This window comes from Mucilaginibacter glaciei, from assembly GCF_014773245.1.
GTDB classification, from domain to species: Bacteria; Bacteroidota; Bacteroidia; order Sphingobacteriales; family Sphingobacteriaceae; genus Mucilaginibacter; species Mucilaginibacter glaciei.
Map to the genome: position 1 here is coordinate 541661 of NZ_JACWMX010000001.1, position 13951 is coordinate 555611.

17 protein-coding genes are annotated in these 13951 nt (G+C 40.7%); 11 read left to right on the top strand and 6 right to left on the bottom strand.

What is annotated here, in order from left to right; all coding sequences use genetic code 11:
* The first annotated feature begins 143 nt into the window (after positions 1-143).
* Positions 144-677: a DUF4142 domain-containing protein gene (locus tag IDJ76_RS02465; RefSeq protein ID WP_191160376.1), complete on the top strand. Its 534-nt coding sequence runs from the start codon at positions 144-146 to the stop codon at positions 675-677.
* Positions 678-893: 216 nt separating this feature from the next.
* Complete coding sequence (locus tag IDJ76_RS02470) at positions 894-1655, top strand: hypothetical protein (RefSeq protein ID WP_191160378.1); 762 nt, start codon at positions 894-896, stop codon at positions 1653-1655.
* 118 nt (positions 1656-1773) lie between these two features.
* Here IDJ76_RS02470 and IDJ76_RS02475 read toward each other — a convergent pair whose 3' ends face one another.
* On the bottom strand, positions 1774-2229 hold the full coding sequence (locus IDJ76_RS02475; protein ID WP_191160380.1) for a DUF4268 domain-containing protein: 456 nt from the start codon (positions 2227-2229) through the stop codon (positions 1774-1776).
* A 126-nt stretch (positions 2230-2355) separates the two neighbouring features.
* Here IDJ76_RS02475 and IDJ76_RS02480 point away from each other — a divergent pair, with 126 nt between their 5' ends.
* Positions 2356-3249 carry an SMP-30/gluconolactonase/LRE family protein gene (locus tag IDJ76_RS02480; protein ID WP_191160382.1) on the top strand — a complete coding sequence of 298 codons (894 nt, stop codon included), beginning with the start codon at positions 2356-2358 and terminating at the stop codon, positions 3247-3249.
* A gap of 16 nt (positions 3250-3265) precedes the next feature.
* Here the strand turns inward: IDJ76_RS02480 and IDJ76_RS02485 are convergent, their stop codons facing one another.
* Positions 3266-4441, bottom strand: coding sequence for a glycosyltransferase family 2 protein (locus IDJ76_RS02485; protein ID WP_191160383.1), 1176 nt, complete (start codon positions 4439-4441; stop codon positions 3266-3268).
* Positions 4438-5361, bottom strand: coding sequence for a glycosyltransferase family 2 protein (locus IDJ76_RS02490; RefSeq protein ID WP_191160385.1), 924 nt, complete (start codon positions 5359-5361; stop codon positions 4438-4440). The genes IDJ76_RS02485 and IDJ76_RS02490 overlap by 4 nt, the downstream gene beginning before the upstream one ends.
* A gap of 69 nt (positions 5362-5430) precedes the next feature.
* Here IDJ76_RS02490 and IDJ76_RS02495 point away from each other — a divergent pair, with 69 nt between their 5' ends.
* From IDJ76_RS02495 to IDJ76_RS02530, 8 genes are all read left to right on the top strand, one after another.
* Complete coding sequence (locus tag IDJ76_RS02495; protein WP_191160387.1) at positions 5431-5931, top strand: hypothetical protein; 501 nt, start codon at positions 5431-5433, stop codon at positions 5929-5931.
* Positions 5932-5944: 13 nt separating this feature from the next.
* Entirely contained in the window at positions 5945-7096 is a 1152-nt protein-coding gene (locus tag IDJ76_RS02500; protein ID WP_191160389.1) for a fused response regulator/phosphatase, read from the top strand.
* Positions 7074-7409, top strand: coding sequence for an STAS domain-containing protein (locus IDJ76_RS02505; protein ID WP_191160391.1), 336 nt, complete (start codon positions 7074-7076; stop codon positions 7407-7409). Before IDJ76_RS02500 ends, IDJ76_RS02505 begins: the two co-directional genes overlap by 23 nt.
* Positions 7409-7972 carry a hypothetical protein gene (locus tag IDJ76_RS02510; RefSeq protein ID WP_191160393.1) on the top strand — a complete coding sequence of 188 codons (564 nt, stop codon included), beginning with the start codon at positions 7409-7411 and terminating at the stop codon, positions 7970-7972. The genes IDJ76_RS02505 and IDJ76_RS02510 overlap by 1 nt, the downstream gene beginning before the upstream one ends.
* 76 nt (positions 7973-8048) lie before the next feature.
* Positions 8049-9146, top strand: a complete 1098-nt coding sequence (locus tag IDJ76_RS02515) for an acyltransferase family protein (protein ID WP_191160395.1) — start codon at positions 8049-8051, stop codon at positions 9144-9146.
* A gap of 128 nt (positions 9147-9274) precedes the next feature.
* Positions 9275-9742 (top strand): response regulator transcription factor, encoded by a 468-nt coding sequence (locus tag IDJ76_RS02520; RefSeq protein ID WP_191160397.1) that lies wholly within the window; start codon positions 9275-9277, stop codon positions 9740-9742.
* Positions 9743-9852: 110 nt separating this feature from the next.
* Positions 9853-10392 (top strand): DUF4199 domain-containing protein, encoded by a 540-nt coding sequence (locus IDJ76_RS02525; protein WP_191160398.1) that lies wholly within the window; start codon positions 9853-9855, stop codon positions 10390-10392.
* A gap of 9 nt (positions 10393-10401) precedes the next feature.
* Positions 10402-10788: a VOC family protein gene (locus IDJ76_RS02530; RefSeq protein ID WP_191160400.1), complete on the top strand. Its 387-nt coding sequence runs from the start codon at positions 10402-10404 to the stop codon at positions 10786-10788.
* Positions 10789-10845: 57 nt separating this feature from the next.
* Here the strand turns inward: IDJ76_RS02530 and rseP are convergent, their stop codons facing one another.
* Genes rseP through IDJ76_RS02545 form a run of 3 tightly spaced genes read right to left on the bottom strand, consistent with a single transcriptional unit; the run spans position 10846 to position 13940 of the window.
* A complete protein-coding gene (rseP, locus tag IDJ76_RS02535) occupies positions 10846-12207 on the bottom strand; it encodes an RIP metalloprotease RseP (protein WP_191160402.1) in 1362 nt (453 codons plus the stop codon).
* A 16-nt stretch (positions 12208-12223) separates the two neighbouring features.
* A complete protein-coding gene (locus tag IDJ76_RS02540; protein WP_224746160.1) occupies positions 12224-13414 on the bottom strand; it encodes a 1-deoxy-D-xylulose-5-phosphate reductoisomerase in 1191 nt (396 codons plus the stop codon).
* A gap of 1 nt (position 13415) precedes the next feature.
* The gene (locus tag IDJ76_RS02545; protein WP_191160404.1) at positions 13416-13940 is read right to left on the bottom strand and encodes a hypothetical protein; all 525 of its coding nucleotides are present in this window, start codon (positions 13938-13940) and stop codon (positions 13416-13418) included.
* Positions 13941-13951: the final 11 nt, after the last annotated feature.

Below are 13951 nucleotides of genomic sequence, written 5' to 3' on the forward strand. Positions count from 1 at the left end.
TTTTAATAGCGGCATCTTAAAGATGCTGCTATTTTTTTTCATCAAAATTTCACCGAATGCTAACAATATCATTACATTGTAAATTATTATAAACCGTACGGCGCTAACTTTGTTGTACCACTATTATAACCTCTATATATACGATGAAAAGATCATTCTGCATTGCTATAACGTTAGTGGTATTATTTGCAGCGCAAGCTTGTAACGATACCCGGAAAGCCAAAAATTATAACGACCGTACCCTTGTTGACGATACCGGTATTGCACTCATAAAAGATGGGTTGGAATCTGGCAATACTGAAGTGATGCTATCTCAACTGGCCGAAAAGCAATCGCAAAATACAAAGGTTAAGGAGTTTGCCAAAATGATGATAAACGATCATACTGCTTTAGGGGAGGAGCTTAAGAAATTGGCTACCGATAAACACGTAAGTTTGACAGATACCTTGAACCAGGAACATAAACTGTTAATTGATAGCCTGGCCACAAAAACTGGTGCCGATTTTGACCATAGCTATATGCAAGCCATGGTGATAGATCATGAAAAAGCCGTTAAAACGTTTAGGGCGGCATCGAAAAACACGGATGCGTCAGTAAATAAACTGGCTACCAAAACCTTACCGCAGTTGGAAGGACATTTGGAAGAAGCAAATAAGATTTGCGCGATGTTAAAATAGAATTTGCATCACACATTAAACACACAGGCGTAGTTATCAACTGCGCCTTTTTTGTTTAAGGTTATTTTTAATTAATAGGAGGGTCTATACAATAAACGATAACAGATTTAAAAATCAAGGGTATGATAACATATTGCAAACTGAATAAATAACAAATAGCGTATATCAGTTGTTAAAGATTCAGCGTTTAGACTAAAACAGCGTTTACACCCTTTTATGAAAAAAATATTTACAATTTTATTTGTTGCTGGCGTAATCATCGGCACAACTACTGTTAAGGCACAGTCTACCAAATCAAGTATGGAAGACCGTTTCTTTAAAAAAGATATCTCAGGTGCGGCATTGCTGCAGGTAGGCTATCGCCAAACAGATCTTAGCCAGCTAAATGGTTACCTTGCCCAAAATGGTATTCCGGCCATATCTAATAACAACTATTGGATAAATGCAGCCATGCAAAAAGTTTACAAGAAATGGATTACAGAGCATGGTATCGGTTTTACCATCCCTAACTCGTCAGAAGCTAACGGCATCAAGGCCCGTTATTCACAAGCTGCGCTTTTTCTGAGGTTTGGTTATAATTTATCTAAATCTTCCAACTTTCAGATGTATCCATTCGCTGGCGTCAGTGCAAATTTAGCCATGTTTAACATTAAGGATAAAACAGGTATTGAGAGTACCCCGAATTTTGCGCAGGAAATTTTAAATAAAACTTCCAGCAAAACACTTTATCAAACCAAATTAGGTGTTGACCTGGGTTTAGGGTTTGATTACTTGTTCAAAGTGAAATCGAAAGAAATGGAACATATAACTTTGGATAGGAGCATTCCGGTAGGCTTCCGCCTGGGTTACCACATAGGTGCCGCACAAAGTGATTTTAAGGTTGACGATCACAAACTAAGCAACGGCCCAACTGATAAGAACAGCGCATTTTTTGCAACGGTTAGTTTTGGGTTAGGTTACCATATAACCAAACGATAAAGTTAAATCTCCAATGAGGATGGCCCGGATTACCGGGCCATTTTTTTGTGGTCAGTTTATCTAAAAATCTCTAATTCTTTAAAAGAAAATTAGAGATTTTTAGAGATTATCTGATGCATTAGAACTCAAATGCTGCTTTCGCATTGTTCCAGAATTCATCCAGCGCAACGATGCGGGGTTTGAAAAAGGAGATAAGTTTAGGCCAGTCGCCTTGTTGGTAAATGCTTACCGGGCCTGTTTCTTTTACTATTCGGCTGATTGTTTTTCCGTAATTATCGGTGGTATGTAACTGCCAGTCCCAATCTTCGGCCAGGCTGCTGCGCAGCATGGTTTTGTAGGTAGCAAATTGCTCGAAAAATAGCTGCTGTAGCTCTTTGTCAGGGTGGTTCATTTCGATAGCTATGGTAGCTAATTTATTGTCAGCCTGCATTTTAAAGTTAATATGCTTAACGCCGGTTTTATAATTCACCCAGTTGGTCCGCAAGCCATCGGCCGAAAGTACCGGCTGCATATATTGCCCGAACGCCGTCCAAAAAGCTTGTTTAAATTGTGATGCCTGTTCTTTACTGTACATACTTTGTTAAAATGCCTGTTTGAAATTATTAATAGGGTTAAACATAAAGTAATAATTATAAAAGCCCCAATTAATTACCCATTAAAACCCCTGCCGATTATTTACATTAGCAAACCAATTATTGCTATGAAAATCAACATCACAAGCTATATCATCTGTTTATCGCTATTTGTATCAGCAGCGTTCGCCCAGCAGGAAAACCTATATGATACCCTGAGTAAGCCAAAACTGATATCAAGGCAATTCAAATTTACAGAAGGCCCCGCAGTTGATAAAAAAGGGAATATTTTTTTTACCGATCAACCTAATAACAAGATCTGGAAATATAATACCGAAGGAAAGCTGTCCATCTTTTTGGATAGCGCTGGCAGAGCCAATGGAACATACTTTGATAAAAAAGGGAATCTGATTGTTTGTGCCGATGAGCATGATCAGCTATGGTCGGTTAGCCCGGATAAGAAGGTGAAAGTGCTGATTAAAGACTACCAAGGCTTTTTACTGAACGGGCCTAACGATCTTTGGGTGCGCCCCAACGGCGATATATACATAACCGACCCCTATTACCAACGCCCGTGGTGGACACGTACGAAGCCCGACCTGCTCGATCAAAAAGTGTTTTATTTACCCAAAGGTGCAACCCAGCCTGTTCCGTTAGATGATAGTTTAAAACGCCCAAACGGTATTGTGGGGACACCTGATGGAAAAACATTGTATGTGGCAGATATAGGCGATAGTAAGATCTATAAATACAGTATTAAGGCAGACGGTACGTTGGCTAACAAAAAAGTTCACCTCAGGCAGGGGGCTGATGGTATGACACTTGATGCCCTGGGCAATCTATACCTGGCAGGTAATGGCATCGCTATTTTTAACCCGCAAGGTATCCAGATAGGGCATATCGAGATCCCGGAACCCTGGAGCGCAAACGTATGTTTCGGCGGCAAAAACCGCGACCTGCTTTTTATCACAGCATCTACAGCAATCTATACCCTTAAAATGAATGTAAAAGGAGTTGAATAGCTTTAAAACTTACTCGTTATTTTTTGCGCTGCGATTTCTCCCAGGCGGCGTTCTGTGATTTTTTAAAATACCGGATAATGCCCATAAACACCGCATAGTTCATGATGCAAAAATAGTAGGGTATAAATAAAGCTTTAACCCTTAATTGCCTTTTCTCCAATATAAAACCCAAAATTGCCGACAGGTAAAAAATCACCTGCCCTGCAAATAGCACGCTGTAAAACCATCCGTCGCCTGCAAAGGCTAAAGCCAGGTTAGCCAAGAAGGCGATGATCATAAAAAAGGGTGTAACCGTCCACCTTAATACCCGGTGGCTTACATATTGGAAAGACAAAATTGGATATTTGAACGAGAATAACAGGGGTTTTAGTCGCAAAACCGATTGGATGCCGCCCGCAGCTATCCTGATTTTACGTTTTAATTCCTCAACAACATTTTCTGAAGCATTTTCTAAGGCATAGGCATCAGGCTCATATACAATACGATATCCTTGCGCTGCTATCAGCATAGAGATCATAAAATCGTCCAGAATGGTGTCCGGCTCTACGTTTTGATAAAGATTGCGCCTCACGCTGAACAATTCGCCTGCTGCACCCACCACAGAGTATAACTCTGAGTCCCATTTTTTTAAGGTCGATTCATATTTCCAATAAAAACCTTCGCCTGCCGCGCTCGCATCGGCATTTTCATCTATCTGTACACGTTTTTCACCGGCCACCGCACCCACGGTTGCGTCGCTGTAATGCCGGCAAATGCGGGTCATGGCCTCTTTGTTCAAAAAAGTATTGGCGTCGGTAAAAACCACCACTTCGGTAGTTACATACTCCATAGCCCTGTGTATGGCAGCTATTTTGCCGGCACGCTCGGGCCTGTGCAATAATTGTATTTCGGGATACTGGCTAATAATATCTGCAGTCTTATCGTCAGACCCATCGGTCACAAATAAAAACTTCAGTTTGCCTGCAGGGTAGTTAAGCGCGAGGCAATTTGCAATCTTGTCGGCCATGTAATGCTCTTCGTTGTAGGCAGCAACAACCAGGGTACATTCAGGGAGTTCCTCGTCGGCCACAACCAGTAGTACAGGTTTGCCCTTAAAGGCCCGTTTTAGTTTGATGATAAAATACAGCAAAATGCCGTAGCCTACGTAAGTGTAAAAGGCAATAAAAAGGCTAACCCAAAATACTATTTTCATGAAGTTTTATTAAGTGTGTAACCTAAATCGTTACTGTTTTTGCGATGTGTAATGTTCCACCAGATAGCGCGTAGCAGCAGGCCTACAAAGTTGAAACGTTTTTCTTTTATGTAATTAATAATATTACGGGGCGATACCACCAGCAAAAAGTAAACGTAAAATACAAATGCTTTAAATGCCGGTGCATTTTTACGGATAAAAAGTATGCGGTTGCGGTTCATAAAATACTCCTTAACCGGGCTATTTTTGCCAACGCTGATAGATTCTTTATGAAATATAACGGCATCACCACGCACCCAGGCCTGGTAACCAGCCCGGTTAATGCGCTCGCCCCAATCTACTTCTTCAAAATATAGAAAGAAGTTTTCGGCCATTAGTCCGGCTTTTTCTGTAGCAGACCGTTTTATTATCATGGCTGCACCATGGCAATAGCCCGTTTGCCCTTTTAAGTTATCAAACTGGCCGTTGTCTGTTTGCCCTTTACCTATTGCATGATTACGGCCTGTGTAGTAATCAACCAAAGTAAAGCCCGCATATTGTATGGTGTTTTTATTACTGTAATATTTAATGAGCGGGGATATGATGCCAACGTGCGGCTCGCTATCCAGAACATCAACCAGTTTCTGTATAAGGCCCGGCGTAAATTCGGTGTCGTTATTCACCAAAAAAAAGTAGTCGCCCGTAGCATTTTCAATACCTAAATTATTGCCCCCGGCGAAACCCCTGTTAACTTTCGAGCGTATAAAAGTAACGTCGGGGTATTTAAGTTTCCAATGGGGTACCGGGTTTACCGCGCTGGCATTGTCAACAACAATTATTTCGACATTATGGTAGGTATTGGTATCCGTTATCGACGTTAAAAGCTCCTCTGTTACATTGGGGTGATTGAAATTTACAGTAATAACAGAGACTCGGGCCATACTATACGTTGTTATATTTAAACGGTATAATTATAATAAAAGTTAGGCATTTAACCACCATTTAGCGCATTGGATAATAAACAAATTGTTGATGAAGTTGCATTGCTGGAGATGAAGGCCGATGAACTGGTAGCCTTACTCCAAAAAGGTATTGTTGGTAAAGACAAAACCCGCGCCATACAAGAGCGTGTATATCATGCGCTTGACAACGAAACCGTGCCGCAGGCAATAGGTGCGTTCACGGAGTTAGATGCCGTTGACGACCGGTTGGAATTATTGAACGAATTTGAGTTCCTGCTATCGCACCATAAGCTGGATAGTGCCACAACAAGCACCTACCTATCTCAGGAACGTTTAAAAAAAGGTGTCATCGTAGCCATAGGCATCATCATGATCACATTAGGTATGGCCATGATCATCATGCCTGCGCCTCCGTATTTTGAAATGTTCACCATCTTTCATTTTAACCAAAACGATGGTGTAACGTTGATGGACCTGATCGCTTTGCTAATTGTATTTACGGGTGTATATTTGTTTTTGAGTTCTGTGTTGAAAAAACAGTCTGTATAACCTACTTACTCTTATGCCGGTATCAAAAAAGATCTTATTAGTTGATGATAACCGGCTGGTGTTAGAAATGATGGGTAAAGCGCTGGATAAAGAGGGCTTTTACTGTATGAAGGCTATATCGGCAGCTGCTGCTTTGGAAATATTGATTAAGGAGCGACCGGACTTGATCTTGTCCGACTACCATATGCCCGATGTTAACGGGTTTCAGTTCAGGCAGAATCTTATTGATTCTGAGTTTAGGGATATCCCGTTCATGTTTCTTACATCCGAGGTAGATAACAAGCTGATGCTGGAAGGTATTAACCTGGATGCGGTTGATTACATTTTAAAAGATACCCCTATACCCGTTATTGTAACCAAAATAGACAACTTTTTAAGTACCGTTAGGGAGCAGCACGAGCGTACATTACAGGAATTAAGTAAGGCTGCAATTGCATTAAATCTCAATTCCATCCCGAAAAAAATACCGGTGGTTAAAGGATTCGATATCGATTTTTGGCATAAGCCTTATCAAAATTATCCGGGCGGCGATTTTATTGATTTTATCACCATTAATGATCGTTATACTTTTGTAGTACTGGGCGATGTTATGGGCAAAAAATGGGGTGCATGGTATTTCTCGTTCGGTTTTTTAAGTTACATCCGCGCAGCAGTACGCATTTGTGTTGCCGAAGGTAATTACGCGACTAAAAGCATCCTGCAAAAAATAAATTCGGTGGTATACCATGATCCGGTGGTGAGCGATGTGCTGTCGAGCCTTTCCCTGTTGATGATTGATGCCGAATGCGGAGAGATCAAATACTCCGGAGCGGGCGATCTGCCTTTACTTTACTATGATGCCTCCGTAGGCCAGAGCCGGCAAATTACTTCATCGGGCATGTTGTTAGGTTTAATGATCGATGGTGACTTTGATGAGATCGTGATCAAACTGGAAACCGGATACAAATTATATGTCTTAACTGATGGCATAATCGATTTTGAAGGGACAGATGGTAAAAGAACTGATTATAACACTTTTGCCCAGGCTATCCAATCATTTTTTAACCAGCCCTTTACAGCCTTTAAAAACAGCGCCTTCCTGAAAGACAAAACGGCCAATCATATTGATGACTGCAGCTTAATTTATATTGAAAAAAAATCTGATGATAGTAACAACACAAATTAACGGTGCTGCATTAGTGGCTAACGTAACTGCCGCCGAAGCTAACCTTATGGTGGCCGATGCCTTTAAAGCTGATTTAGCATCGCTAATAGACGACGGTAATAAACTCATTGTCGTGAATTTTGCAGCCGTGATTTATGTAGACAGCTCATTTTTAGGTGCTTTGGTATCGGGATTGAAATATGCGATGGCTAACCAGGCCGAAATTGTGGTTGCCGGGTTGAACAAAGATATCTTTGGCCTTTTTCAATTGATAAGGCTTGATAAAGCTTTTAAGATATTCACTACAGTAGATGAAGCAGCAAAAAGCAGGTAATGGGCGAGGCGAATGTTAGAAAGCAGTTTTTATTTACCAACCGGGCAGATGACCTGTATCCGCTATTAACAACTATCATTAGTTTTATTGTGGGCGAGATTGAGGTTACAGATGACATCGAGTTCAAATTAAAAGTAATTTTAATGGAGTTGCTAACCAACTCTTTAAAGCACTCGGGAACTGAAGAGGCCGCAATAGAAGTAGCACTGAATGCTAACGGATTTGTGATCACAAAATGTGACAGTGGCAAACCCCTGCAGTTTAACTCTGATGCTGGTGAGCTTGCACTATCTGTAAATCAATCCTACCTGGAAAATAATGTTTTCGATATTTATGGCGACACCACCTGTAGTTTAAAGGGTAGGGTTAACAGTGCACATGGTATCAGTTTTTTTGTGGTTGATAATGATGAGCCGGCGGGCGGTGAAGAATTTAAAAAACAGCTTGTAGAGCACTATGGTTTGATAATTATAGCCAAAGCTGCTGATAAATTTGAGTATAGGTTTGACAGAAACAAAAACGTCAATAAATTTATAATCACTATCTTTACCCCATACAGGTGAATGCCTTTGAAAAATTTAATTTTATTGCACGGTACTTTGAATTATCCCTACAGGTATCAAACAAAATATAACGCAAATGACTGTATCGGGGATAAAGAATAGGGTAGATTCTTTAGATTATTTGCGCGGACTTGCCGCAGTGGGTATAATGGTGTACCATATGAATTTGTACACCAGCGGTGAGCCAGATTCTGCTACACTTATAGCCAAAGTCAAAATTTACGGGGTAATCATCTTTTTTATTTTAAGTGGCTTAACGCTTTATAAAGTAAATGTAAACCATTTTGTGTTAAGCAAATCTTCGCTCACACAGTTTTACATCAAACGCTTTTTTAGGATAGTACCACTTTTGTACCTCGCTACTATTTTAACAGCTATTTTTTACTTCCAACCCGAGTATTTATCGGTTAAAAAAATTATAGCCAACGTTACCGTTTTGCCCGGGGCATTTAAACCCGAAACCTTTATAGCAAGAGGGGCCTGGTCAATAGGCGATGAATTGTTTTTTTATATGCTCTTCCCTTTTTTATTATGGATGGCCAGGAAACATAAAGCCTTGTTTTTAGGCTTAACGGCATTAAGCTTTATCATAGTAATTTATTTCAGTTTTTTTAAACTAAGCCCCCAATTAACGTCAGGTTATCAATGGGCGATATATGTTAGCCCCTTAAACCATGCTTTTTATTTTATTACAGGTATCGCATTAGGGTTGATCGAGGATAGAGGTAAATTTAGGATATGGAGTGTATTTGCAATTATCGCAGTATTTATGCTGGTTGTTTTTTACCCGGTATCTGGTGAACCAGCTGTGTTAATCACAGGGTGGATCAGGTTGATAATAAGCGCACTGGTGATATTGTTATGCTATCTTTTTTATAAAACAGATTTTGATTTTCTGCCCGGTTTTATAAAAAAAGCATTACACACCCTGGGTATGATCAGCTACTCGCTTTATCTCCTTCATCCGGTGATCTATTCTATGCTCCTGTTTTTTGCAGGATCATTGTTTGGAACTAACCCCCTGTTATTGATCATGTCAACTATCGTAATTACCCTGGTTGTAAGTTATTTTACCTATCATTATTTTGAACTGTATTTTATTGGTACAGGTAAAAAATTCTCATCAAAATACAGCAATGCAAAGCAATCCAAATTAAAAAATGAGGCCTGGTAAAGCAATTGTATTCTCATTATTCAGTTTGAAAAAAACTAACCGCATTAGCCATAAGGAATAGCAGCTAACATTTTAAAACTATCCGGGATGCTCAAATAATTTTGTAAATTCAATTTTAATAGTTTGAGATGCCGGTTATCAATTGGTTAAAATACAGATCTGTAATTGGGTATGGCCTATTATTGGCCGCATTGCTGTTTTTTTTAAAGTGGTTAGAGTGGCGGTTTGTAATTGTAAATTACTCTTTGGAAATATATGTTGGGTTAACGGCCATTCTTTATACAGCGCTTGGTATTTGGCTTGCGCTTAAGCTAATCACCCCCAAAACTAATACGGTATATGTTGAAGCGGAAAGCTACCCGATAGAAGCTTTTGTGCAATATGAATTTGAGTTGCAAAAGAGCGGAATAAGTAACCGCGAGTTAGATGTGCTCCAGTTAATGGCACAGGGCTTAAGTAACCAACAGATCGCCGAACGCTTATTTGTATCTTTAAATACCGTTAAAACCCATTCATCAAAACTTTTTGAAAAGCTGCAGGTTCAAAGGCGCACTCAGGCAATAGAAAAGGCCAAGCGGCTAAATCTGATACCATAGCCTCTGCAAATGGTATTTATTTATCGAATATTTACAAAATCATCCTAAAGTATGAGTGATAAAAATTTGCTGATGCGCACTTTTGAGCCATAAACTTTAAAACATAAAAGATGAAAAGAAATGTAATAGTGTTCGGGCTGCTTTCGGGAGCCTTGATCTCCACGTTTACGGTGATTACAATGGCTGTTTGTTACCGATCGCCCCAATTTGAAGGAAGCATGGTAATGGGCTTTTCGGCAATGCTTATAGCCTTTTCATTTATATTTGTCGCAGTAAAAAACTACCGCGATAAATATAATGATGGCTTTGTAAGTTTTGGAAAGGCGTTTCAAATCGGTTTGCTGATCTCTCTTATCGGGTCCACTATGTATGTGCTGGCCTGGGCGACAGAGTATCATTTTTTTATGCCCGATTGGATGGAAAGGTATACTGCCCATTCCTTGCAAACCCTGCACGCAAGTGGTAAAAGCGCCAATGTAATTGCCGAAAAAACCAAAGAAATTAAAGCGATGAATGAATCCTATAAAAGCCCGGTAATTTTTACGCTGTATACTTATGCCGAAATTTTACCCATGGGTATACTCGTTTCACTAATAGCTGCTTTGATCCTAAAACGGAAGTCAAATACCGATAAAATAAAACACGCATAATTAATATTTATGAAAATTACCGTAACCAGCATTTTTGTAGATAACCAGGAAAAGGCACTACAATTTTACACGGAGATTTTGGGGTTTGTTATAAAGAACAACATCCCGATGGGGGAGTTTAAGTGGCTCACCGTGGTATCATCTGAGGTACAGGATGGTGTTGAATTGTTGCTGGAACCTAATAATAACCCGGCAGCTTTAGCTTTCCAAACGGCTATCCGTGAGCAGGGCATCCCGGTAACCATGTTTTATGTTACAGATATCGATACAGAGTATGCCCGATTAATATCCGCAGGAGTAACCTTTAAAATGCCACCAACCCTGGCAGGGCCTGTCAAAATAGCCGTGTTTGATGATACCTGCGGCAACTGGATCCAGATATACCAAATGGTGTAAAACAACAAAAGGGCGTTCTTGAAAGCCCTTTTGTTGTTTTATGAGAAAACTAATAGCTTAGTGTTTAGCTATTTGCTTTAATATGTCGTTCCCAAAAGCAAATACCATCAGGGAGATAAGCAAAACGAAGCCTACTATCTGAGCGCGTTCTAAAAACTTATCGCTTAAAGGTTTGCCTTTTATCATTTCCACGATCAGGAATACCGTGTGCCCGCCATCTAATCCTGGAATAGGTAGTAAATTGGTTAGCGCTAAAACCATCGAAAGGAAGCCTACAAGGCTCCAAAATCTTATCCAGTCTACATGGCTGCCAAACATTACCGCGATGCCTATAGGGCTTGATATGGCCTTGCGCGCCTTAACCTGCCCGGTGAATATCTTACTGATCCCTTTAGCATTATCCGTAAACATACCCCATGCTTTGGTCGCACCAACAGGCAGCGACCCAAAGAAACCATATTTAATAGTAGTGTCTTTCGGCAGATCTGTTTTTACAGATATTCCGTATAAACCTTGTGTTGGGTCTTTAAAGCCCAGCATACCATCTTTATTAACCTCGGCAGTTAATGGTACTTCTGCGCCGTTGCGTTTAATCGCTAAACCGACCGGTTTATTTTTAAATTTCTTTAATTCTGTTTGGAACTCGTCATAGAATTTTACGGGTACACCATTTACCGCTACCACGCTATCGCCTTTTTGTAAACCTGCTTTCGCGGCGTTACTTTTAGGGATTACAGTTGCCACTACAAATGTGGTACGCGGTAATCGGCCGATGAATTCTTCGATACCATAGTCAGACAAATCATTCAAAATGGTAGGAGGAACTTTAACGTCAAGCTTTTGATCGCCGCGTTGTACGTTCAAAACTGTTTTATCTAAAAGGACCTTTGAACTGATCAGATCTTCGAACCTTACGATTGGCTTATCATTCACCCCAATGATCTTATCACCGGCGCGCAAGCCCATTTTTTGGCCGATAGTACCCGGTACAATACCGTTTTTGATATTGGCATTTGGGATGTACGTTTCGCCGTAGCGGATGGTCATCACCCAAAAGATGAAGATACCCACAATGATGTTTACGATAATACCACCCAGCATCACAATTAAACGCTGCCAGGCCGGTTTCGAACGGAACTCCCATGGCTGCGGCGGGCCGGCCAGTTGGTCGGTATCCATAGATTCGTCTATCATCCCGGCAATTTTTACGTAACCACCTAAGGGTAACCAGCCTATACCATACTCAACACCTTTATAGTTAAATTTAAAAAGGCTAAAATTCCATGCATCAAAGAACAGGTAAAACTTCTCTACTTTTATTCCGAAAGCGCGGGCTGCTATAAAATGCCCAAACTCGTGTAGTATCACTAAAATTGAAAGACCAAGTATTAATTGGCCGGCCATGATCAAAACGCTCATTCCGTATTATTATATATTAAGATTGTAATGCCTTTAACGGCGTTTTATGTATTAAATTTTGCGCAAATATGCGTGTTTCTTTATCAGTATTCAAATAGTCGGTAAGGGAGGGCTTTTCTATATAAACTATTTGCTGCATGCAGGTTTCAATTATATCGCTCATGGCCAAAAAGCCGGTGGTGTTATTTAAAAATGCCGCTACCGCTATCTCATTTGCGGCGTTAATGATGCAGGGCATATTACCGCCACGGTTTAAAGCTTCATAGGCTAATTGCAGGTTACGAAATGTATCCGTATCCGGCTGTTCAAAACTCAGGTTAGGGTAATCAACAAAGCTAAAACGTTTAAAGTTGTTTTGCACCCTGCCCGGATAGGTAAGGGCATATTGGATAGGCAGCTTCATATCCGGCAAACCCATTTGGGCCTTAATGGAACCATCTGCAAACTGCACCATAGAATGGATGATTGATTGCGGGTGCACGATCACGTCGATCTGATCTGCCTCCAGGTCAAACAGCCATTTCGCTTCTATCACCTCCAGGCCTTTGTTCATTAACGAGGCCGAGTCGATAGTGATCTTGGCACCCATTACCCAGTTAGGGTGTTTCAGTGCCTGCTCGCGGGTGACGGACGATAAAAAGTCGGTGGATTTGCCCCTGAAAGGGCCGCCTGATGCCGTAATGATGATCTTCTCGATCTGGTTATCTTCTTCACCTGCAAGGCATTGGAAAATGGCCGAGTGTTCGCTGTCTACCGGTAATATTTTTACGTTGTGCTTTTTGGCAAGGCTGGTAATCATCTCACCCGCAACTACTAAAGTTTCCTTGTTGGCTAACGCGATATCCTTCCCGGCTTTTATAGCATTGATAGTAGGCTCCAAACCTGCAAAGCCAACCATTGCGGTTAACACGATGTCGATATCGGCATGGGTAACCATCTCTTTAATGGCGTTGTAACCGGCTAATACTTTGATGGGTAAATGCGCCAGGGCGTCTTTTACCTGCGCGTATTTACTTTCATCGCAAATGATGGCATATTCGGGCACAAATTCAATAGCTTGCTGAATAAGCAGGTATGCGTTAGCATTTGCGGTAAGCATAAACGCCCTCAACAAACCGGGGTTATCTTTAATCACCTCCAGCGTTTGTGTGCCTATGCTACCTGTAGAGCCAAGAATGGCTATATTTTTTATAAGATTATTGTTCAATTTACTGGTTTACTATTTGGCTTGCCTTAAAAACGTTCGTCCATTTAAATACGTAAACGGTTGGGAAGGTGGCGCTTTTTAAAGCAACAAAATTAACATATAAAGTTTTATCCCCCTGTATAACGTAATAAAGCTGCGATTCGGGTTTTGGGCTGTTTTTAAACGAGGGCGATTCAATTTTGTATAAGATCCACTGGCGGCCTGATTTAACGCCCTGCTCAATCACTGTTAATTTGGCTAAGGGCGCATTCTTTTTGGTTTGGGCGAATAACATAGGAGGCACTTTACTTATAACGGGTACCTTCATGTTTTTGTATGACATCATGGTAGCCATTATCGTCCAGTTGGTCAATGTCTCCTTGCCGGGGATCAGTTCGATCATATTAGCAGCGGACGTTTTCTGATTCGACCCAACCTTCCAATTATATTCTCCCGGCCAGGCAATTTTAAGGGTTTCTGTTGTTTGAGCCAATACCGATACAATTGTAAAGCCTGTTAACAAAAAGGTCAGGAATGATTTTTTCATATCAGTTTGCT